The sequence below is a fragment of the Pseudoduganella ginsengisoli genome (assembly GCF_009720865.1).
Classification (GTDB): Bacteria; Pseudomonadota; Gammaproteobacteria; order Burkholderiales; family Burkholderiaceae_D; genus Rugamonas; species Rugamonas ginsengisoli.
The window spans coordinates 1-21529 of sequence record NZ_WNLA01000010.1 but is presented as its reverse complement, the minus strand read 5'-3'; the positions used below and the strand labels follow the sequence as shown (position 1 = coordinate 21529).

The following is a 21529-nucleotide window of genomic DNA, read 5'->3' as shown; positions in this document are numbered from 1 at the left end:
TCTCTCCTTAAAAGCACTCCTGGCCGCTGTGCACCCCATTGATGACGCCAATGCACTGGCGCGGCGCCGGCTTTGCCGCAGCCTGCGCCACGCGCGGCCTGGACTGCGCCGGCGCCGGGGCTGGCGGCGCACTGGATACGGCGGCAGGCACGGCATGCACATCCGGCATCCCCAGCAGCGACACCTTGGTCGCGCCATCCGTGATGCCCGGATGCGGATCGACCTGGTTGCGTAGCGCCAGCGACAGCGTGCCGACACTGCGCGCCAGATCCAGCTGCTCCGCCTGCACCGGCGTGACTTCCAGCGTGACGGCGTTGACGACACGGGGCTTGGTATCGTCGCGTCCCACTTCCTGGGCGACCGCCAGCACCAGTATGCGTTCCAGCACGATCTTGGAAATGGCGCGCTGCCCTTCGTGTCCTTCGCTATCGAGCTGCGTGTACACCAGCACATCGACGAAATTGCCCGGCAGCGCAAATCCCGCGACACCGACGACATCATTGACGCGCACGGTGATGGCGCGCTTGCCTTCCGAAATCAGCGCAGACAGGCCGCCGGACGCGCCGGCCGGCGCCAGCTTGCCTTCGCTGAGCGGCTCGCCCCGCTGCACGGCATGGCGCAGCACGCGCCCCTCCAGCTTGCGCACTTCGCGCAAGGCGCCTGACGGCAAGCTTTCGACGGGCCAGTCCGCCAGCTTCACCATGTCCGGCGCCAGCCGCTGGCCCGGGCTGGCATCGACTGCCGCCACGACAATGCGGCCCGCCGCCCCCGGCGACTGATTCAACAGCCAGCGTGACGCCAGCAAGACGGCGGCCAGCCCCAGCAACATGGCCAGCCCCAGCATCAGCAAGGCGCGCTTATGCTTCATGGCTGGCCCCGGCGGCGAACATGCTGGACCACGCCTGTTCCAGCGCCACCACCGTCAATTGCGGCGGCTGGCCCGCATAGCTGGCAAAGTCCGCCAGCCGCGCGAGGATTTCGCGGGGAAAGCTGGCCAGCAGCGGCTGCCCACTGCCCGCATGCAGCTCGTCCACCAGATGGCGCAGCGCCGCTTCATCGACCGCCACGTTGGCGGCCCGGCACTGTTTGCGGAACAGCGCGCAATAGGCGCTTTCCGACAGCGCTCCCACGTGCACCTTGTAGCCCAGCCGGCGCAGCGCGGAACCATCGAGCAGCTGGTGCGGCGGCAAGTTGGTGGCAAACACCAGCATCGCGTGGAATGGCATGGAAAATTGATAACCGCCGGCCAGCGCCAGCTGGTCTTGCCCGGCATCGAGCGGCTGGATAAACCGGTTCAACAAGGCGGTAGCGGCAATGCGCTGGCGGCCCAGGTCATCGACAATGACGAGGCCATGGCTGGCCTTGCAGTGCGCGGGGGCCTGGTAGCAGCCCGAGAAGGCATCGTGCCGCAATTCCAGCATGGCGGCGTCCAGTTCCGCGCCCAGGTGCACGATGGGCCGCTGGCACAGCATCCAGCGCGCATCGCCGCTGCGCCGCTCCGGCGGCAAGCGTCCGCCGGGCGCCGGCGTGGGTGGCTGGTGGATGGCGGGATCATATAGCTGCACGATTTCCTGGCCCACCGCCACCGCATGGGGTACCAGCACGGCGCCGGCCAGCAAACCGCCCAGCTTGCGCGCCAACGTGCTCTTGCCGCCGCCCGGCGGGCCGTACAGCAGCATGGAGCGGCCCGCATGCATGGCCGCGCCCGCCAGCCGGTGGACGGCGGGATCCAGGCTGCAATCGGCAAAGACGGCGTCCACATCGTCGGCCATGACGCCGCCCAGCGCCAGCCGCGCCGCCTGGCGCGCCGCCATGGCCCGGTACGCGTCCAGGGTCACGGGAGCGGGCCCCATGTAGGGCGCCCGCTCCAGCCAGACGCCGGCGCGCTGGCGTCCCATGCCCGTCAGCTGGTATTGCACGTCGATATCGGCATCGCCCCGCCACGCCACTTCCGCCAACTGTTCCGCCACCATGAAATCCAGCGCTTCGCGCAGCACGTTGACGGACAGCCGCAAGCGGGTCGCGAGGATAGGCAAATGCGTGCGGCCCGCAGTGAAAATCGCTTTCGCAATCAATTCCACAATCAATTGCAATTCCAGCCCCGTTTCATGCACGTTGCGCGGCTGCGGCGGCAAGATGGGGCTGTGCTCATCCTCATCAGTGCGGGTGGCGGGAAGCACGGTGGCAATATCAAGCATGACGGTCCTCCTTCAAGCGAGCAGATCTGTAGGAAAAGCGAGTCTAGCCGCGGCTTTCCTGATGGACATTGATTAGCGGCAAGGCCGTTTCACGGCATGCCGTGGTGCGACCACAGTGTGGCGGCCGTACCAATGGCCACCGCCACGCCGTACGGCATGCCGCCTACCGAAGCGCCGCCGGACAGTACAGGCAATGGCACCCGTACCCCGGACAGGCGCGCCATCAGCGCCGCCAGCAACAGCTTGACGTTGGCAAAACACTGGCGCCCCCGTCCGCTGGCGGCAATCAGCACCAGGCCCAGCACGCCGCCCGCCAGGATGCTGGCCATGGCGATATCGCATGCCAGCGATGGCCCGGCAAACGCGCCCACCATGGCCATCAGCTTGACGTCGCCTGCGGCCATGCCCCCGCCCACGTACATGGGCAGGAACAGGAAAAATCCTGCCGCCAAGCCGCCCAGCCACGCAGACAGCCACGCGCCGTCCGGCCCCAGCCGGCAATGCAGCACCAGCGCCAGCAATACGCCACTGAGCACCAGCACGTTGGGGACCTTGCGCACAGCAAGATCCGTGACTGCGGCTTGCATGACCAGCCACAGCAGCGCAAATTCAAAGACATTCAGCATGGCGGAATCCAGGCGCGCCGGCCAGACTGCGCCGGCGCGCTGCGGGTCACTAACTGGTGACGCCCAATTTGGTCTTGATGTCCGTAAAGATGTGGTCCAGGCCCGCGCTGACGGACGTGAAACCAGTGGTGATGGCGACGACGATGACGGCGGCAATCAAGCCATATTCAATGGCAGTGATACCGCCCTCGTCCCGGGCAAAGTTGCGGACGGCTGCAAACAGTGAGTCCATGATGTGCTCCTAAAAAGAGTTAACAAGACCTGGCGGGACCTGTCTGCAGCCATGCCGCCGCCATTGAGACCACTATAGGCACGGCCATTCATGCGTCGTTGACGACGCACAACTTTTCCACATGGAATTTTTTTGCTTAGCGGTGACGCAGCCAATGCCGCGTTTTTTCCACAGACGGGCGCTCAGGCTGAACCCTACGGCGTAGAATCGTGGCGTTTTGGCAGATATTCGTAAGCTTTAATTGCTTATAAGACAAAAAGGTATTATTCTACTTAGCTGTCTTTCGGAAAGGCCTCATGCTTTTAAGCACTGTGAGCCTTGCAGCTGCAGTAAAACTCGCTATGATGGGCTCTCGGTATGATGCTTGAGGCTATGGGTGTGTGATCAGAGAACGACGATGGATTCCCTACTGAAACACATGGTGGACATGACTGGCCACCGCGACCACACCATGCTTGACATTTCGGTAATTTCCGCAGTGCAAGAACTTGCCAACGCGCAGCAAACGCGCGTGCTGTCGGTCACCGTCGTCAAAGGCCAGATGTTTGTCCGTTCACGCGCCATCATCAGCGCCGGCAAAACCGCCCGCATGGAAGAACAGCAAGACCCGGGCGACCCGCTAACCAGCATCCCGGCATTGGCCGCCTGCATCAGCCACCACGAATCGTCTGCCGAGCAAGTTGATGCGGAAGGCAACCACACGCTGTGGCTGCCGATCTGGATGGGCGACAAATGCAATACTTGCCTGGAAATTATCAATCCCACGCCATACACGCCGGAAACCATCCACATTGTGGGCGGGATCGTCAGCGTATACCGCAATTTCCAGAACTTGCTGGATTACAGCGAGCGGGATTCACTGACGGGCTTGCTGAACCGTAAAACCTTTGATGACCAGCTGGCCAAGATGCTCGCTGCCAGCAGCGCGGAGCAGGATGCACTGACCCTGCTGCCCGGCGATGAAGAACGGCGCCAGCACTCGGACCAGGAAAAGCAGTGGCTGGCCGTGGTGGACGTCGATCACTTCAAGCACGTCAACGATAAGTTCGGCCACCTGTATGGCGACGAAGTGCTGATCCTGATTGCGAACTTGCTGCAATCATCGTTCCGCGCGCAAGACCGCGTGTTCCGCTTTGGCGGTGAAGAATTCGTCGTGCTGCTGCGTTCGACCACGCAGGAAAATGCCCGCCGCATCATCGACCGCTTCCGCATGAATGTGGAAGCGCATGAATTCCCGCAAGTGGGCAAAGTCACGGTATCGATCGGCTACGTCAGCATCAGTGCGTATGAAGCGCCCGTGATCATCCTCGGCCACGCGGACCAGGCGCTGTATTACGCGAAAAGCCATGGCCGCAACATGATTTGCCACTACGATGAACTGGTCAGCGGCGGCTTGCTGCAGGCAATCGCCTCGAACGACGAGGCAGAATTCTTTTAAAACGCTGGCGGCTCAGGCCAGCGTCAGGAACCGCATCGGGTCCACATTCCACTTGGCAGCCGATTCGTGGCCGACGATCTTGTCGCCGCCGCCAAAGCCCAGCCCTTTCGACAAATCCAGGGTTTCCGGCTTGATGTAGACGTTTTTCTTGGTGTGGAAGAACACATTGACCTTCGGAGCCAGCAAATTGGTTTCGTGCGGTTCCACCACCACGCCCAGCCGTCCGGATTCCAGCAGCACCAGCGTGCCGACGGGATAAATACCCACGCAGCGCATGAATTCCTGCGCATAGACCGGGTTGAAGTGGAATTTGCTCCACTCGTAAATCTTGCGCAGCGCTGCCGCCGCCGACATGCCCTTGTGGTAGCAGCGGTCTGCCGTGATCGCGTCATACACGTCGACAATGGCCGCCATTTGCGCCAATTCGCTGATCTGGCTGCCGTTGAGCTTGTGCGGGTAGCCGCTGCCGTCGCACCGCTCATGGTGGTGCAAGGTGATATCGAGCGCAATATCGTTGACTTCCGGCGATTGCTTGAGGATGTTGTAGCCATCTTCCGGGTGCTTGCGGATCACGGCAAATTCCGCATCCGTCAGCGCGGCCGGCTTGTTCAACACTTCGTCCGGCACCAGCGCCTTGCCCGTATCGTGCAGCAAGCCGCCCAGGCCCGCCTGGCGCGTGACTTCCGGCGCCATGCCCCGCGAATTGCAGAACGCGACCAGCAAGGCACAGACGCTGACGGAGTGCAGGAACGTGTAGTCATCCTTGTTCTTGATGCGCAGCAACCCCACCAGCGCGCCGGGATTGCGCAAAATCGATTCCGTGATGTTTTGCACCACGGGCTGCACCTGGCCGATTTCAATGGCTTTGCCCAGTCGGGCGTCCGCCATTACGGTGCGCACCAGCGACGACGCCTGGTGCCGCACTTGCGCCGCACGCGACAATTCCTCGCCCAGCGATACGCGCATCACGGTCACAGGCTTGGTGGCCAGTTCCAGCAATTCCTGCTCGGTGGCTTCCTGCGCTTCCTGCAACGTGGGCGCATCCTGCACATCCAATCCCTTGGAACTGTCGATAACGACATCATGGATGCCGGCCTGGACTATCTTGCGGATTTCATCTTCACTGCTGAGCAGGAAGCGGTTGCGCATGAATGGATGTGACATCCAGTCACAACTGAGATCGTGGATGAACATGCCCACTTTCAGCTGGGACGAATCGACTTTCTTGAGCATAGGGAACTCTGCTGCGGGCGGTGTGGGCTGTAAAACAAGTTAGAATCAGTATAACAAATTGTTTCCCGTAGGATTCATTCCTATGTCTTGCACACAACACACTTTACATGGAATTACGCCAGCTCCGCTATTTTGTTGCCATTGTTGACCATGGATCGCTGTCGCGCGCGGCAGCCATGCTGCACGTGGCGCAACCCGCACTGACGCAGCAATTGCGCCAACTGGAAGAAGAACTGGGGGCGCAACTGCTGCACCGTTCGGCTCAGGGCGTGCTCAGCACGGATGCGGGCAAAGTATTTTATGAGCATGCGCTGGCCATCCTCAAACAAGTAGCGGATGCCCGTTCCGCCGTGACGCAATCGGCCACGCGGCCATCCGGCAGCGTGACTGTTGGTTTGCCGCACAGTATTTCCGGTGCGCTGGCGCTGCCGCTGCTGACGGCGACCCGCGAACAATTCCCGGAAATCACATTGCAATTGACGGAAGAATTGACCGGCAACCTGGCGGAACAGTTGAAATCGGGCCGGGTCAATCTGGCCGTGCTGTTCGATGACGGGCAATTGTCGCCGTTCGTCTGTACGCCGCTGGCGGAAGAAGAGTTGCGCTATCTCTGCCGTGCCGACATGGCCCCGCCCGATGACGGCAACGGCATTACGCTATCCGATGCGCTGTCCACCCAGCTGATCTTGCCCGGCATGCAGCACGGCGTGCGTCCCCGCATTGAGGCGGTGGCGCGCGGCGCCGGGCTGGCGACGTCGAACGTGATTGAAATCAATTCCATTGCGATTTTGAAATCCGCGATCCTGGCGGGGATGGGCGCGACCATCTTGCCGGTCGCCCCGGTACTGGCCGAAGTCGAACACGGCGCCATGCGCGCCCTGCCCATCCACAGCCCGTCCATTTCCCGTACCGTGGTGCTGTGCGGCTCGAAAAATATCCCGCTGACCAATGCCGCCGCTGCCGTCAGCCGCTTGATTTGCCAGGTTGCAGCCGACCTGTGCCGCAGCGGCTACTGGCTGGGCGCGCGGCTGCTGGATTCTGGCGCCGGGCCATAACTTTTACTTATACCCCCATCCAGAAACGGTATTTCCGTATACGTTAACTTGCCATTTAAACTGGCACGCTAAACGGATTTTTTAGACCTAAACTATCCGTAAGCATGACGTATTACCGCCGCACACCCGCGGCAAAACGCCTGTCCCGCCCGCGCTTACCCGGCGCACCGCGACGATTGGCGGCGATCCCGAATACCCTTTTGGAGACATCACCATGGCCGATACCACGGCACCTGCGGCAATTGCCGACCGCCTTACTTCCGTCACCCTCGACGACAAATACACGGCCACTTCCGGAAACATTTTCCTGTCCGGCATCCAGGCGCTGGTGCGCCTGCCGATGATGCAGCAAGTGCGCGACCACGCGAACGGCTTGAACACCGGCGGTTTTATTTCCGGCTACCGCGGCTCGCCGCTGGGCGGCCTCGATGAGACGCTGTGGAAAGCCAAGAAGCACCTGGAAGCGCACAACGTGCAATTTGTCCCTGGCGTCAACGAAGACCTGGCGGCAACGGCGGTATGGGGTTCGCAGCAAGTGGACTTGATCGGCCCGGCCAAGTATGACGGTGTGTTCGCCATGTGGTACGGCAAAGGCCCGGGCGTGGACCGCTGCGGCGACGTCTTCAAGCACATGAACCATGCCGGCACGTCGAAACATGGCGGCGTGCTGCTGGTGGCCGGTGATGACCACGGCGCGTATTCGTCGACCCTGCCGCACCAGTCGGACCACATCTTCTCCGCTTGCATGATCCCCGTGCTGTACCCATGCAATGTGCAGGAATACCTGGACCTGGGCGTGCACGGCTGGGCCATGTCGCGTTTCTCCGGCTGCGCCGTGGCGTTCAAGGCGCTGGCGGACACGGTGGAATCGTCGGCCTCGGTCGATGCGAACCCGTTCCGCGTCGAAGTGAAAATCCCGAAAGACTTCCACATGCCGGAAGGCGGCCTCAATGCCCGCCTGTCCGCGATCCCGCTGGGCCAGCAGGCGCGCAACCAGGAAGCGCTGATGCAGGATTACAAGATCTATGCAGCGCTGGCCTATGCCCGTGAAAACAAGCTGAATCACACCACCATTGATTCCAAGGAGGCGAAACTGGGCATCATCGCGTCCGGCAAGTCGTACCTGGACGTGCTGGAAGCGCTGGAAGAACTGGGCATCGATGAAGAGATGGCCGCGAAAGTCGGCCTGCGCCTGTTCAAGGTCGCCATGCCATGGCCGCTGGAACCGGATTCCGTGCGTGAATTCGCGCAAGGGCTGGACGAAATCCTCGTGGTCGAAGAAAAGCGCCAGTTCGTCGAATACCAGTTGAAAGAACAGCTGTACAACTGGCGCGAAGACGTGCGCCCCCGCGTGGTCGGCAAGTTCGACGACAAGGGCGAATGGGTGGCGCCGCGCGGCGAATGGCTGTTGCCGCCAAAGGCTGACTTCTCCGTGTCGCAAGTGGCGCGCGTGATTGCATCCCGCATCAAACAGTACATCACGGACACGCACATCCAGGATGAGATCAAGGCGCGCCTGACCTTCCTCGACGCAAAAGACGCCGTGCTGAAAAAGGCCATCAACACGCCATTCCGTCCTGCGTTCTATTGCTCCGGCTGCCCGCACAATACGTCGACCAAAGTGCCGGACGGTTCGTTTGCACTGGCCGGTATCGGCTGCCACGTGATGGCCACGTCGATCTACCCTGAATACAACAAGCTGACCACGCACATGGGCGGCGAAGGCGCGCCGTGGATCGGCCAGGCGGCGTTCTCGAAAGTGCCGCACGTATTCCAGAACCTGGGCGACGGCACGTACTTCCACTCGGGCTACCTGGCAATCCGCGCTGCCGTGGCAGCCAAGGTCAACATCACGTATAAGATCCTGTACAACGATGCGGTCGCGATGACGGGCGGCCAGCCGGTCGACGGCACCGTGTCCGTGCCGATGATTGCGCAGCAAATGGCGGCCGAAGGCGTCAAGCGCATTGCGCTGGTGACGGAAGATTTGTCGCGCTATACAGACCGTTCCAGCCTGCCGGCCATCGTGTCGCTGCACGACCGCAAGGAAATGGATGCCGTACAGCGCGAATTGCGCGAACTGCCCGGCGCCACCGTCATCATTTATGACCAGACTTGCGCTGCCGAGAAACGCCGCCGCCGCAAAAAAGGCGAATTCCCTGACCCGAACAAGCGCATGGTCATCAATGAAGCCGTGTGCGAAGGCTGCGGCGATTGCGGCATCCAGTCGAACTGCGTATCGATTCTGCCGAAAGAAACGGAATTCGGCCGCAAGCGCACGATCGACCAGTCGTCGTGCAACAAGGATTATTCATGCGTCAAAGGCTTCTGCCCATCGTTCGTGTCGGTGGAAGGCGGCACCCTGAAAAAATCCAAGACGGGCGTTTCCAAGACGGATGACGGCTGGGCGCCGCTGCCGCAGCCTGTGCTGCCGGACTGCGAACACCCGTACAACATCCTGATCAATGGTATCGGCGGCACCGGTGTCATCACCGTGGGCGCGCTGATGGGCATGGCTGCGCACCTGGAAGGCAAAGGCGCGTCCGTGCTGGACATGACGGGCATGTCGCAAAAGAATGGTTCCGTCACGTCGCACGTGAAGATCGCCCGTTCGCCGGCGCATTTGCGCGCACAGCGTATCGCCACCGGCGAAGCCGACTTGATCCTCGGTTGCGACATGCTGACGGCCGGCGCTGCCGACGCGGTATCGAAAATGCGTCCGGGCCGCACGCTGGCCGTCGTCAACCTGCACGAACAGCCGCCAGGCACGTTCGCACAGCAGCGCGACTGGGAATACCCGGTGCAGGAAGTCAAAGCACTGATCCGCGAATCCGTCGGTGCGCCGCAAGACAACAGCAACACGGCCGCCGCCGACTTCATCGACGCCACCAAGCTGGCCACCGCGCTGATGGGCGACTCGATTGCCGCCAACCTGTTCATGCTGGGTTACGCATGGCAGCGCGGCCGCATTCCGCTGAATGAAGCGTCGCTGCTGCGCGCCATTGAATTGAATGGCGTCGGCGTGGAAGCCAACAAGAAGAGTTTCCTGTGGGGCCGCCGCGCGGCCGTGGATTTGAAGCGCGTGGAAAAAACCGCGATCCCTGCGCAAGCCGTCATCGTGCAAATGCCGCAAAGCCTGGATACCGTCATCAAGAAGCGCGTGGAATTCCTGACCGGCTACCAAAATGCCGCTTACGCCGCCCAGTACGAAGAACTGGTCCAGCAAGTGCGCGCCAAGGATGTGTCGCTGAACCTCGGCAACAAGCTGGCTATGGCTGCCGCGAAATCGCTGTCGAAACTGATGGCGTACAAGGATGAATATGAAGTGGCGCGCCTGTACACGGACGGCCGTTTCGTCGAGCAGTTGCAATCGCAGTTCGAAGGCAACTTCTCGCTGAAATTCAATCTGGCGCCGCCGCTGTTCGCGAAGAAAGATGCCAAGGGCCACCTGGTGAAGGCGGAATTCGGTTCGTGGATGTGGAGCGCTTTCAAGCTGTTGGCAAAAATGAAAGGCTTGCGTGGTGGCGCTCTCGACATCTTTGGCTACACTGAAGAGCGCAAGATGGAGCGTGCGCTGATCGGCGAATACCGCGAACTGCTGTCCCTGCTGTTGAGCAAAGTCGATGCCAACAACTATGACACGGCCGTGGCGCTGGCCCAGTTGCCGGAGAAAATCCGCGGCTTTGGCCATGTGAAGGAAAAGGCGGTGGCTGAGTTCCGCGCTGAAAAAGAGCGCTTGTTGGCGATTTTCAACAGTGGCCACCAACACGCGGCCTGATAGCAAAGGACGGGCTTACAAGGCCCGTCCATTCCACAAGAATTGCTTGACTTGACGTTAACGTAAACGTCATATAATTTCAGGCATCACGTCCTGAACAGTCCAAGATAAGGATTTCCATGAACGACCTCTCCGCACCAAAACTCGCCGCCGCAGTTGAAGCGAAGCCGGCCAACAAGGTACGCTTCGTCACCGCCGCTTCGCTGTTCGACGGCCATGACGCTTCCATCAACATCATGCGCCGCATCCTGCAATCGAACGGCGTGGAAGTGATCCACCTGGGCCACAACCGCTCGGTGGACGAAGTGGTGACGGCAGCGCTGACGGAAGACGTGCAAGGCATCGCCATTTCCAGCTACCAGGGCGGCCACGTCGAATACTTCAAATACATGCTGGACTTGCTGCGCCAGCGCGGCGGTTCGCACATCAAGGTGTTTGGCGGCGGCGGCGGCGTGATCGTGCCGGAAGAAATCGCCGATTTGCACGCGTACGGCGTGACCCGTATTTTCAGCCCGGAAGATGGCCAGCGCATGGGCCTGGTGGGCATGATCCAGTGGATGGTGCAGCAGTGCGACAGCGATTTGTCGCAATATGCGCCGACGTCGCTGGCCCCGCTGCAAACGGGCGACATGGCGGACCGCCACCGCCCGCTGGCGCAATTGATTACCGCGCTGGAAAACGACAAGGTCACGCCGGAATTGCGCACGGAACTGCAAACGGCTGCGGAAAGCCTGCCTGCGCCGACGCTGGGTATCACGGGCACGGGCGGCGCCGGCAAATCGTCGCTGACCGATGAATTGATCCGCCGTATCCGCCTGGACCAGGGCGACGCGTTGAACATCGCCGTGATTTCCATCGACCCGTCGCGCCGCAAATCCGGCGGCGCGCTGCTGGGCGACCGGATCCGCATGAACGCCATCGGTCCATGGCAAGGCCAGACGCGCGTGTTCATGCGCTCGCTGGCGACCCGTGAAGCCGGTTCGGAAATTTCGCAGGCGCTGCCGGACGTGATCGCCGCGTGCAAAGTCGCGGGCTTCGACCTGGTGATCGTGGAAACGTCCGGTATCGGCCAGGGCGATGCCGCCATCGTGCCGCACGTCGATGTGTCGATGTACGTGATGACGCCGGAATTCGGCGCCGCATCGCAGCTGGAAAAAATCGACATGCTGGACTTTGCGGACTTCATCGCCATCAACAAGTTCGACCGCAAGGGCGCACAAGATGCGCTGCGCGACGTGGCGAAACAGTACCAGCGCAACCGCGAACTGTGGTCCAAGCGTCCGGAAGAAATGCCGGTGTTCGGCACCCAGGCGTCCCGCTTCAATGACGATGGCGTCACCGCGCTGTATCAGGCGCTGCTGCCTGCGCTGGCCGAATATGGCATGAAGACCCGTGAAGGCATCCTGGAAGCGAGCAACGTGCGCTTCTCCAGCGGCAAGAACGTCATCGTGCCGCCGGCCCGTACCCGCTACCTGGCCGAAATTGCCGACACGGTGCGCGGCTACCACAAGAACACGAACAAGCAAGTGCAACTGGCGCGCGAGCGCCAGCAACTGCAGGAAACCAAGCGCATGCTGGCAGCCGCCGGCAAGGATGCGGACTTGAATACGCTGGACGGCTTGATCGCGGAACGCGACAACGCGATGGATGGCGGCGCGAAAAAGCTGCTGGCCATGTGGCCCGACATGCAGGCCGCGTATGCAGGCGACGATTACGTCGTGAAAATCCGCGACAAGGAAATCCGCACGCGCCTCGTGCAGCAGACGCTGTCCGGCACGCGCATCCGCAAGGTCTCGCTGCCGAAGTACCAGGACCACGGTGAAATCCTGCGCTTCCTGATGTCGGAAAACGTGCCGGGTTCGTTCCCGTTCGCGGCCGGCGTGTTTGCCTTCAAGCGCGAAGGCGAAGACCCGACCCGCATGTTTGCCGGTGAAGGCGATGCCTTCCGTACCAACCGCCGCTTCAAGCTGGTATCGACCGGCATGGATGCAAAACGCCTGTCGACCGCGTTCGACTCCGTGACCTTGTACGGCGCGGACCCGGCCATCCGTCCTGACATCTACGGCAAGATCGGCAACTCCGGCGTGTCGATCGCGACCCTGGACGACATGAAAGTGCTGTACGACGGCTTTAACCTGTGCAGCCCGAGCACGTCCGTGTCGATGACCATCAATGGTCCGGCGCCGACCATCCTCGCGATGTTCATGAACACGGCCATCGACCAGCAAATCGACAAGTTCGTCGAAGAGAACAAGCGCCAGCCGACCGATGATGAAGCGGCCAAGATCAAGGACTGGGTACTGCAAAACGTGCGCGGCACCGTGCAGGCCGACATCCTGAAGGAAGACCAGGGCCAGAACACGTGCATCTTCTCGACGGAATTCTCGCTGAAGGTGATGGGCGACATCCAGGAATATTTTGTCCACCACCAGGTGCGCAATTTCTATTCCGTGTCGATCTCCGGCTACCACATTGCCGAAGCAGGCGCGAACCCGATTTCGCAGCTGGCCTTTACGCTGTCGAACGGCTTCACGTTTGTCGAAGCGTACCTGGCGCGCGGCATGCACATCGACGATTTCGCGCCGAACCTGTCGTTCTTCTTCTCGAACGGCATGGATCCGGAATACACGGTGCTGGGCCGCGTGGCGCGCCGCATCTGGGCCGTGGCCATGCGCGACAAATACGGCGCCAACGACCGTTCGCAAAAGCTCAAGTACCACGTGCAAACGTCGGGCCGCTCGCTGCACGCGCAGGAAATCGACTTCAACGATATCCGCACCACGCTGCAGGCACTGATTGCGATCTACGACAACTGCAACTCGCTGCACACCAATGCGTACGATGAAGCCATCACGACGCCGACCGACGAATCCGTGCGGCGCGCGTTAGCCATTCAATTGATTATCAACCGCGAATGGGGCCTGGCGAAAAATGAAAACCCGAACCAGGGTTCGTTCATCATTGACGAGCTGACCGACTTGGTGGAAGAAGCCGTGCTGCAGGAATTCGAGCGCATCGCGGAACGCGGCGGCGTGCTGGGCGCCATGGAAACCGGCTACCAGCGCGGCAAGATCCAGGAGGAATCGCTGCTGTACGAACACCAGAAGCACGACGGCACCCTGCCTATCATCGGCGTCAACACCTTCCGCAATCCGAAGGCGTCCGACGTGCCGGCGCCGATCGAACTGGCCCGTTCCACGGACGATGAAAAGCAGTCGCAGTTGCAGCGCCTGGCGGACTTCCATGCCCGCAATGCCGACAAGGCGCCAGCCGCGCTGGCCGCGCTGCAGAAAGCCGCGATCGACAATGAAAACGTGTTCGCCAAACTGATGGATGCGGTGCGCGTGTGCTCGCTGGGGCAGGTGACGGCAGCGCTGTTCGAGGTGGGCGGGCAGTATCGCCGCAATATGTAATACACGCTGTACGATGCAAAAACGGCTTGCCGGGTCTCCTGCAAGCCGTTAGTCTCCGGCGCATGCTGCTGTAGGGCGGATTAGCGAAGCGTAATCCGCCATGCATGCGTATCGGTATTGCCGGCATTGGCGGATTACGGCTACGCCTAATCCGCCCTACAGCTTACGCGCTTACGCGGGTTCAGCCGCTTTCTCTTCCGCCGGTGCTTCCGACACGGTGGCTTCCGTCGTCAGGATCAGCGACGCAATCGATGCCGCGTTTTGCAGCGCCGTGCGGGTCACCTTGGTCGGGTCGATCACGCCGTTTTCCACCATGTCGACATACTGGCCGGTGGCCGCGTTGTAGCCAAAGTTGCCCTTGCCTTCGACAACTTTCGCCACCACGACGGACGCTTCTTCGCCCGCATTGGAAACGATGACGCGCAGCGGTTCTTCCAGCGCGCGCAGCACGATCTGCACACCGGCCTGCTGGTCCGCGTTGGCGCCTTTGACGTTGGCGACAGCCGTGCGGGCGCGCAGCAGCGCCACGCCGCCGCCTGGCACGATGCCTTCTTCCACGGCAGCGCGCGTCGCGTGCAGCGCATCGTCGACGCGGTCGCGTTTTTCCTTCATTTCCACTTCGGTCGCAGCGCCCACCTTGATCACGGCCACGCCGCCGGCCAGCTTGGCCACGCGCTCTTGCAGCTTTTCCTTGTCATAGTCGCTGGTGGCTTGCTCGATTTGCGCCTGGATGGCCGCCACGCGCGCGTCGATGCGCTGCTGTTCGCCGGCGCCATCGATGATGGTGGTGGCTTCTTTCTGCACTTCGATGCGCTTTGCGCTGCCCAGCTGTTCCAGCGTGGTTTTTTCCAGCGTCAGGCCGGTTTCTTCGGAAATCACGGTGGCGCCCGTCAGGATCGCAATGTCTTCCAGCATGGCTTTGCGGCGGTCGCCAAAGCCTGGCGCCTTCACCGCCGCGACTTTCAGGATGCCGCGCACGGAATTGACCACCAGCGTGGCCAGCGCTTCGCCTTCCACGTCTTCCGCCACGATAAACAGCGGCTTGCCCGCCTTGGCCGACTGTTCCAGCACCGGCAGCAAGTCGCGGATGTTACTGATCTTCTTATCGTACAGCAGCACCAGCGGATCATCGAGGCGCGCCAGCTGCTTGTCAGGGTCGTTGATGAAGTAGGGGCTCAGGTAGCCGCGGTCGAACTGCATGCCTTCCACTACGTCCAGCTCATTGTCCAGCGACTTGCCGTCTTCCACGGTAATGACGCCTTCCTTGCCGACCCGCTCCATCGCCTGGGCAATGATGTCGCCAATGGCGGTATCAGAGTTGGCGGAAATCGCGCCGACCTGGGCGATTTCCTTGTTGGTGGCAATCGGGCGGGAAATCTTTTTCAATTCATCGATGGCGGCGGCCACGGCCTGGTCGATGCCGCGCTTGAGGTCCATCGGGTTCATGCCGGCGGCCACATACTTCATGCCTTCCTGCACGATCGATTGCGCCAGCACGGTGGCCGTCGTGGTGCCATCGCCCGCCACGTCGGCGGTCTTGGAGGCGACCTGCTTCACCACTTGCGCGCCCATGTTTTCCAGGCGGTCTTTCAGTTCAATTTCCTTGGCCACCGACACGCCATCCTTGGTGATGGCCGGTGCGCCGAAGCTGCGGTCGATTACCACGTTGCGGCCTTTCGGGCCCAGCGTGACTTTCACGGCATTGGCCAGCACGTTGACGCCTTTTACGATGCGGGCGCGTGCGTCGTCATGAAATTGTACGTCTTTCGCAGTCATGTTTTTCTCCGTATGTCTCGATCAGGTGGATGGTCAGGCAGCGGCTTTGGCTGCGGTACGGGTGTGCTCGATCACGCCAAGGATGTCTTCCTCGCGCATCACCAGCAATTCTTCGCCATCGACTTTGACGGTCTGGCCGGCATATTTGCCAAACAGGACGGAGTCGCCAACCTTGACGGCCAGTACACGCACCGTGCCATCAGGCAGCGCTTTGCCGTGGCCTACCGCCAGGACTTCGCCCTGTTCAGGCTTTTCCGTGGCGGAATCCGGGATGACGATGCCGGATGCGGTTTGGCGTTGCTGCTCAATTCGCTTAACAATAACCCGGTCATAAAGGGGACGAATATTCATCGCTTCAATCTCCAATGTGGTTTCAGATCATTCCAAAGTGAATCGGCCCAGACAAAAATCCAGAGCCGGAACTTCAGCGATTCCGGAAATAGGTTTTTTCAACAAGGTTTTCAAGAGCCGCGCCGCGCGGCAGTTTGTAACAAAATGTATCAAGGAAGAATCAGGTGGCGGATGTGCCCCAGCTGGTACACCAGCCGCGCATCGCCACCGGCAGGCGCCGGGCGCACGGGGCAATCGGACTGGCGCCCGCCATCCGCTTCCAGGCTGTCATCGCCCGGTCCGATACCGGCCCACAGCCCACCTTTGACGGGCTGGAACAGCCAGCGCGAATACCCTTTGCGGGCGGCCAGTCCCATCAACTGTTCGCGGTCCGGCAATTCTGACGCCAGCACCGGTTCATCGGGGTAATCGGCGGCATTGTCGCCAAACGCCTGGCGGCACGCATACGCTTCGCTGGCGGACGCCCCGGGCGTATTGCAGGCGCGCTGCTGCAAGCGCTCCAGGCTCCATGCGCCCAGGCGCCACGCGGCGTCCAGCAACGCTTCTTCGGCTGCGGCGCGGGTGGGCCACGGCCCGTCGAACTGGAAGGCGGAACTGGGTATGGGACGCGCCGGCAACTCGACGCCGTCGAGCTGCAGCGGCGTGGCGCGGCGGAAACCGTGCCAGTGAAGGAACAGCAGCAGCGGCGTATCCGGCAAATTCACGCGCGTTGCGCTGACGGCAAGAAGAGGCAGGCCCATGGCGGATACCTGCGCAGAAACAGTATCGAAAATGTGCATGAGTCGTCTCCGGATCAATCATGTTGACAGGGGAGATCACTGGTGCACGGCAACGAACACCAGTGCGCAAGGCATTGTAATGCAGCGTTCAGCCGGTTGCAGCCTTGCCGTGCAGCGGATCGCGGCTGGCTGGCAGCAAGCGGTCCAGCAGTTCCACGTAATGGCTGTGCGGCGTCGTGATGGCATAAAACCGCTCCGCCAGCGCGGTGGAGCGGCCCACCGTCACCAGCACGCCGGAACGCAATTCATCTTGCACCACCACTTCCGGCAAGACCGCCAGCCAGCCACTGTCGCGTGCAATCAGGCGCAGCATCGCCATGTCGTCGACTTCGGCGCGCACCCGCGGGCTGACGCTGGCCGACACGCACAGCGCGTCGAATTGCGAGCGCAACGCGCTGCGCGGACCCGGCAGCGCAATGTCGGCGCCATCGAGGTCGTCCGGTATGCGCAAGCTTTGCGCGGCCCAGCGGCTGGCCGGGCCCACCAGTGAAATCGGCTGGCTGCCCAGGAAGCGGCAATGCAGCGGCCGGTCCGGGTCGGACGGCACCGTTTCATTGGCCAGCACCACGTCGAGCTGGTGCTGCGCCAGGCGCGCCACCAAGCCTTCCAGCAGGCCGGACTCCAACGTCAGCACGACGGCGGGATCGGCCAGCAAGGGCCGGATCCAGTTTTCCAGGTAATTCCGCGACAGCGTCGCCACGCTGCCCACGCGCACGCGCGTGATGCCGGCAGCACGGCCCTGCAGCCGCCCCAGCATTTCCTGGCCCAGGCCGAAAATATTTTCCGCATACGCAAACACCAGCTGCCCGGTATCGGTCAGCACCAGCCGCCGCCGCTCGCGCACGAACAAGGCCGCGCCGATCCGTTCTTCCAGTTGCCGCACTTGCGTCGACACGGCCGACTGCGACGTGTGCAACTCTTCCGCCGCGCGCGTCAGGTGGCCCAGTTTCGCCACGCGCCAAAAGTAAAACAAATGGTTGAAGTTCAACTGGTCGAGGTCCATCGTTCTTTTTAAAGTATGAAAAAGTTCGGATAAATGTATTTTACAGAACATTCTAATGACCGCATCATGCCGCAGTCTTTGGAAAGGTGCTGTGATGGACGCAATGTCAACCGTGATTTCATTTTTTTTAACGGCTTGTGCGCTGGCCCCGGCCCTGTTGATGGCGGGCGTAGCGGTGGCTGGCCGCATCGCCCGGATCAGCGAACAGCAACTGTGGCGCGCGCTGCAGGCAGCGTGTGGCGCGGCCGTGATGGCGGCTGTTATTGCCGCCGCCGTGGCGCCGCACGGGCTGGCGCTGCCGCCTGGACTGCTGGCGTCGCCGCCAAGCCAGGCGATGACGCTGCTGGTGCAAATGCTGGGCGCCGTCATCGCCGCGTTCTCCGCGCGCTACCTGCAAGGCGAACGCGGCCAGCGCCGTTACGTGTCGGCGCTGGCGGGCGTGCTGGCGTCCGTGCACGTGCTGCTGCTGGCCGATCACTGGCTGGTGCTGATTGCCGCATGGTCCCTGGTGGGCGCCGCCCTGCAGCCATTGCTGTGCTTTTACCCGGACCGTCCGTTCGCCCTGCTGGCCGCGCGCAAAAAATTGCTGGCCGACCGCGCGGCCGATGGCTTGCTGGTGAGCGCGGCGCTGCTGGCGTGGAGCGAAACCGGCAGCGGTTCACTGTCGGCCTTGTGGGCGCACGTGAGCCAGCATGGCATGGGCACGCCGCTGCATGTGTGCGCGGCCGTGCTGGCGCTGGCCGTCATCTTGCGCACGGCGCAATTGCCCGCGCACGGCTGGCTGATCCAGGTGATGGAAGCGCCCACGCCCGTGTCGGCGCTGCTGCACGCCGGCGTCGTCAACCTGGGCGGCTTCATGCTGATCCGTTTTGCGCCGCTGCTGCAGGCCGCCGTCCCGGCGCGCGCGTTGTTGCTGGCGTTCGGCCTGGCCACGGCCGTGCTGGCCGGCATGGTCATGCTGACGCGCGTCAGCATCAAGGTCCGGCTGGCCTGGTCGACCGTGGCGCAAATGGGTTTCATGCTGGTGGAATGCGCGGCCGGCCTGTACACGCTGGCGGCGCTGCACCTGGCCGGCCATTCGCTGTACAAGGCGCACGTCTTCCTGTCGGCGTCCGCCACGGTGCGCCAGACCCGGCAGCAAGCATTGCATGGCGCGGCGCCCATCGCGCCATGGAGCCTGGCGCTGGCGCCGTTGCTGGCCATGGCTGTGACCTTGCCGGCCGCCACGTGGCCCGGCCACGCGGCGTGGCCATGGTGGTGGGGTTGTGTGCTGGGACTGGCGTGGGCGCCGCTGCTGTGGCTGCCCGGACAGTCCGCCGGCCTGCCGGCACGCGCACGCCATGCGGCATCGGGCGTGCTGATGGTGGCCGGCCTGACCGCCATCACGTGGCTGGGGCATAGGCTACCGCTGGGCGGCGGCGATGCGCCCGACGGCGTGCTGGGCATGGCGGCGCTGGCCGGCATGGCAGGCTTGTACCTGTGCCTGGCCGTGCTGCAATGGCGGCCGCACGCGTTGCCGGCATGGCGGCGCTGGAGCTATGCGGGCTTTTATGTGGACGAAGCCTATACCCGCCTGGCCCTGGCCGTGGGAGCGGCCCGCTGGACGCCTGTCCCGGACACCGGCGGGCGCCCGTCGCCGTCGCTGCCTGCCCTGACGCCCGCGCGCCAATAACGTGAAGACCAAGGAAAGCCCATGAAGCAGACATCGAATACCGCGGCCCAGCCAGGCAGTTATCCCGGCCAAGCTCACCGCACGCACGGCGGCGGCGCCGATATGCTGGTGGAGCGCGCGTGCGCCGAAGCATGCAGTGCGATTGCCCCCGCGTGGCCGCTGGACCGCGCGATTGCCGTCAATCCGCACTGGGCGCGCATCGGCATGCCGCTGCGCCGGGTGGCGGCGCGGATGGCGGTGTTGGGCAGCATAGGCGTGTTGCCGCCGCGCGAACAGCAGCAGCAAGCCTATGACGCCGGCAGGATCACGCTGGCCGACGTCGACTTCGCGCTGCGCCACGTGCCCGGCGCGCAGACCCGGGACTTGACGGCCCGCCAGTGCCTCGATGCGCTGGCGGTGCAACCCGGCGTGCAGCAATTGCCGCTGCTGATCGACGTGCTTGACAACGATCCCCAGCGCCACACGCGGCTGTCGTGGCGCCAGGCCATCACGCACCAGGTGAGCCAGACGTGCGCCGCGTATTTCGACCACCATCAGGCCGACTGGCAACCGGCGCGCACGCAAGGCTTGTATGCGTTTTGGCGCGATACGCTGCGGCACGACCACGGCATCGGCATGCTGATGGGCTTGCCGGACATCGGCCGCGCCATCGATGCGCTGCCGGCCACGGCGCGCGATGCCGAACAGTGGGTGATGGCGCGCCTGGGCTTGCCGCCGGCAGTGTGGGCTGATTACCTGGAAGCCGTGCTGCTGACCGTCAATGGCTGGGCGTCATGGTGCGCCTACCTCGGCTGGCAGGCGCGGCTGGAAGGCCGCACGGACCCGCATTTGCGCGACTTGCTGGCCATCCGCCTGGCCTGGGGCGCCCTGCTGTTGGAGTGCAAGGACGACCTGGCGGCCCGCCAAGCCTATGCCGCGCTGCGGCACGCGTGGGATCAGGCGCCCGCCATCCTGCAGGCTGCCGAGCACGCGCTGCTGGTGGACGAAGTGTGGCAAGTGGCGCTGGAAGCCGGTTACCAGCGCACCCTGGCGCAGCGCCTGCTGGCGCCCCCTGCCGCTACGCGCGTCGCTACGCACGTTGCTACGCACGTCATTGAAGTGCAAGCCGCGTTTTGCATCGACGTGCGCAGCGAACCGTTGCGCCGCGCGCTGGAAGCCGCATGGCCGGCCGTGCAAACCGTGGGCTGCGCGGGCTTTTTCGGTTTGCCGGCAGCGTATACGCCGCTGGGTACGCCGGCCCGCAGGCCGCAATTGCCAGGCTTGCTGGCGCCTGCCATCGACATCACGGATTGCGTGGCGCCCGCCGCCGATGCAGGCTTGCAGCAGGCGGCCGGCCGCGCACGCCAAGCGCGCCTGGCCATGAAAGCGCAGTGGCATGGCGCCAGCCGCTGGCCGGGCGCCGCCTTTTCCTACGTGGAGGCGGCCGGCCTCGGTTATCTGGCCAAGCTGGGAAACTGGATCTTGCCGCGCCGCCGCGGCCGTGCGCGGGATGACCTGGAAGGCATGCCGCGCCGCTATCGTGCACTTTGCCAGCCGCAGCTGACCGGCCTGGAAACCGGCGCGCAAGTGGACCTGGCGTACCGCATCTTGCACGCGATGGGGCTGGCGCACGGGCTGGCGCCGCTGGTGCTGCTGGTCGGGCATGGCAGCCAGTCAGCCAACAATGCACACGCGGCCGCGCTGGACTGCGGCGCCTGCTGCGGCCAGAGCGGCGACGTCAATGCGCGTACGCTGGCGCGCCTGCTCAACCATCCCGCCGTGCGGAGCGGCCTGCATGCGCGCGGCATTGCCATTCCCGACGCCACCGTATTCATGGCGGCGCTGCACAATACCACCACCGATGAAGTGGAAGTGTTCGACGAAGACGTGGCCGAGCTGCTGCGGCCGCACGCCGCGCAGGGCCGCTGGCGGCAATTGCAGGATGCGCTGGCGCAAGCGGGCAGCCAGGTGCGGCGCGAACGCGCGCCCCGCCTGG

The 21529-nt window shown here is 63.1% G+C and carries 15 protein-coding genes; 6 read left to right on the top strand and 9 right to left on the bottom strand.

Annotated features, from left to right (window positions below):
- Positions 1 to 7: 7 nt before the first annotated feature.
- From cpaB to GM668_RS15425, 4 genes are all read right to left on the bottom strand, one after another.
- Positions 8 to 868 carry a Flp pilus assembly protein CpaB gene (gene cpaB / locus GM668_RS15440; protein WP_155439863.1) on the bottom strand — a complete coding sequence of 287 codons (861 nt, stop codon included), beginning with the start codon at positions 866 to 868 and terminating at the stop codon, positions 8 to 10.
- Positions 858 to 2198, bottom strand: coding sequence for a DUF8689 domain-containing protein (locus tag GM668_RS15435; RefSeq protein WP_155439862.1), 1341 nt, complete (start codon positions 2196 to 2198; stop codon positions 858 to 860). The genes cpaB and GM668_RS15435 overlap by 11 nt, the downstream gene beginning before the upstream one ends.
- 89 nt (positions 2199 to 2287) lie before the next feature.
- The gene (locus tag GM668_RS15430) at positions 2288 to 2824 is read right to left on the bottom strand and encodes an A24 family peptidase (RefSeq protein ID WP_155439861.1); all 537 of its coding nucleotides are present in this window, start codon (positions 2822 to 2824) and stop codon (positions 2288 to 2290) included.
- 49 nt (positions 2825 to 2873) lie between these two features.
- Entirely contained in the window at positions 2874 to 3056 is a 183-nt protein-coding gene (locus GM668_RS15425; RefSeq protein WP_155439860.1) for a Flp family type IVb pilin, read from the bottom strand.
- Between the two features lie 397 nt (positions 3057 to 3453).
- Here GM668_RS15425 and GM668_RS15420 point away from each other — a divergent pair, with 397 nt between their 5' ends.
- The gene (locus GM668_RS15420; protein WP_155439859.1) at positions 3454 to 4494 is read left to right on the top strand and encodes a GGDEF domain-containing protein; all 1041 of its coding nucleotides are present in this window, start codon (positions 3454 to 3456) and stop codon (positions 4492 to 4494) included.
- Positions 4495 to 4506: 12 nt separating this feature from the next.
- On the opposite strand, the gene GM668_RS15415 is transcribed toward GM668_RS15420, so the two are convergent.
- Positions 4507 to 5727, bottom strand: a complete 1221-nt coding sequence (locus GM668_RS15415) for an HD-GYP domain-containing protein (RefSeq protein ID WP_155439858.1) — start codon at positions 5725 to 5727, stop codon at positions 4507 to 4509.
- Between the two features lie 107 nt (positions 5728 to 5834).
- Here GM668_RS15415 and GM668_RS15410 point away from each other — a divergent pair, with 107 nt between their 5' ends.
- From GM668_RS15410 to icmF, 3 genes are all read left to right on the top strand, one after another.
- Positions 5835 to 6782 carry a LysR substrate-binding domain-containing protein gene (locus GM668_RS15410; protein WP_155439857.1) on the top strand — a complete coding sequence of 316 codons (948 nt, stop codon included), beginning with the start codon at positions 5835 to 5837 and terminating at the stop codon, positions 6780 to 6782.
- A gap of 214 nt (positions 6783 to 6996) precedes the next feature.
- A complete protein-coding gene (locus tag GM668_RS15405; RefSeq protein ID WP_155439856.1) occupies positions 6997 to 10560 on the top strand; it encodes an indolepyruvate ferredoxin oxidoreductase family protein in 3564 nt (1187 codons plus the stop codon).
- 119 nt (positions 10561 to 10679) lie between these two features.
- The gene (icmF, locus tag GM668_RS15400) at positions 10680 to 13973 is read left to right on the top strand and encodes a fused isobutyryl-CoA mutase/GTPase IcmF (protein WP_155439855.1); all 3294 of its coding nucleotides are present in this window, start codon (positions 10680 to 10682) and stop codon (positions 13971 to 13973) included.
- A 171-nt stretch (positions 13974 to 14144) separates the two neighbouring features.
- On the opposite strand, the gene groL is transcribed toward icmF, so the two are convergent.
- The 4 genes from groL to GM668_RS15380 all read right to left on the bottom strand — a co-directional run bounded on the left by groL (position 14145) and on the right by GM668_RS15380 (position 17882).
- On the bottom strand, positions 14145 to 15749 hold the full coding sequence (gene groL / locus GM668_RS15395) for a chaperonin GroEL (protein WP_155439854.1): 1605 nt from the start codon (positions 15747 to 15749) through the stop codon (positions 14145 to 14147).
- A 33-nt stretch (positions 15750 to 15782) separates the two neighbouring features.
- Positions 15783 to 16100, bottom strand: coding sequence for a co-chaperone GroES (locus GM668_RS15390; protein WP_155439853.1), 318 nt, complete (start codon positions 16098 to 16100; stop codon positions 15783 to 15785).
- 149 nt (positions 16101 to 16249) lie between these two features.
- Positions 16250 to 16879, bottom strand: a complete 630-nt coding sequence (locus GM668_RS15385; protein WP_155439852.1) for a diguanylate cyclase — start codon at positions 16877 to 16879, stop codon at positions 16250 to 16252.
- Between the two features lie 88 nt (positions 16880 to 16967).
- Complete coding sequence (locus tag GM668_RS15380; protein ID WP_155439851.1) at positions 16968 to 17882, bottom strand: LysR family transcriptional regulator; 915 nt, start codon at positions 17880 to 17882, stop codon at positions 16968 to 16970.
- Between the two features lie 103 nt (positions 17883 to 17985).
- Here GM668_RS15380 and GM668_RS15375 point away from each other — a divergent pair, with 103 nt between their 5' ends.
- Positions 17986 to 19554, top strand: a complete 1569-nt coding sequence (locus tag GM668_RS15375; protein ID WP_155440008.1) for an NADH-quinone oxidoreductase subunit L — start codon at positions 17986 to 17988, stop codon at positions 19552 to 19554.
- Between the two features lie 102 nt (positions 19555 to 19656).
- The coding region (locus GM668_RS15370) for a putative inorganic carbon transporter subunit DabA (protein WP_229499411.1) at positions 19657 to 21529 on the top strand (1873 nt) is incomplete at its 3' end.

Coding starts and splice junctions, on each gene's coding strand:
- cpaB (WP_155439863.1), bottom strand. CDS start 868: ATGAAGCATAAGCGCGCCTTGCTGATGCTGGGGCTGGCCATGTTGCTG.
- GM668_RS15435 (WP_155439862.1), bottom strand. CDS start 2,198: ATGCTTGATATTGCCACCGTGCTTCCCGCCACCCGCACTGATGAGGAT.
- GM668_RS15430 (WP_155439861.1), bottom strand. CDS start 2,824: ATGCTGAATGTCTTTGAATTTGCGCTGCTGTGGCTGGTCATGCAAGCC.
- GM668_RS15425 (WP_155439860.1), bottom strand. CDS start 3,056: ATGGACTCACTGTTTGCAGCCGTCCGCAACTTTGCCCGGGACGAGGGC.
- GM668_RS15420 (WP_155439859.1), top strand. CDS start 3,454: ATGGATTCCCTACTGAAACACATGGTGGACATGACTGGCCACCGCGAC.
- GM668_RS15415 (WP_155439858.1), bottom strand. CDS start 5,727: ATGCTCAAGAAAGTCGATTCGTCCCAGCTGAAAGTGGGCATGTTCATC.
- GM668_RS15410 (WP_155439857.1), top strand. CDS start 5,835: ATGGAATTACGCCAGCTCCGCTATTTTGTTGCCATTGTTGACCATGGA.
- GM668_RS15405 (WP_155439856.1), top strand. CDS start 6,997: ATGGCCGATACCACGGCACCTGCGGCAATTGCCGACCGCCTTACTTCC.
- icmF (WP_155439855.1), top strand. CDS start 10,680: ATGAACGACCTCTCCGCACCAAAACTCGCCGCCGCAGTTGAAGCGAAG.
- groL (WP_155439854.1), bottom strand. CDS start 15,749: ATGACTGCGAAAGACGTACAATTTCATGACGACGCACGCGCCCGCATC.
- GM668_RS15390 (WP_155439853.1), bottom strand. CDS start 16,100: ATGAATATTCGTCCCCTTTATGACCGGGTTATTGTTAAGCGAATTGAG.
- GM668_RS15385 (WP_155439852.1), bottom strand. CDS start 16,879: ATGCACATTTTCGATACTGTTTCTGCGCAGGTATCCGCCATGGGCCTG.
- GM668_RS15380 (WP_155439851.1), bottom strand. CDS start 17,882: ATGGACCTCGACCAGTTGAACTTCAACCATTTGTTTTACTTTTGGCGC.
- GM668_RS15375 (WP_155440008.1), top strand. CDS start 17,986: ATGTCAACCGTGATTTCATTTTTTTTAACGGCTTGTGCGCTGGCCCCG.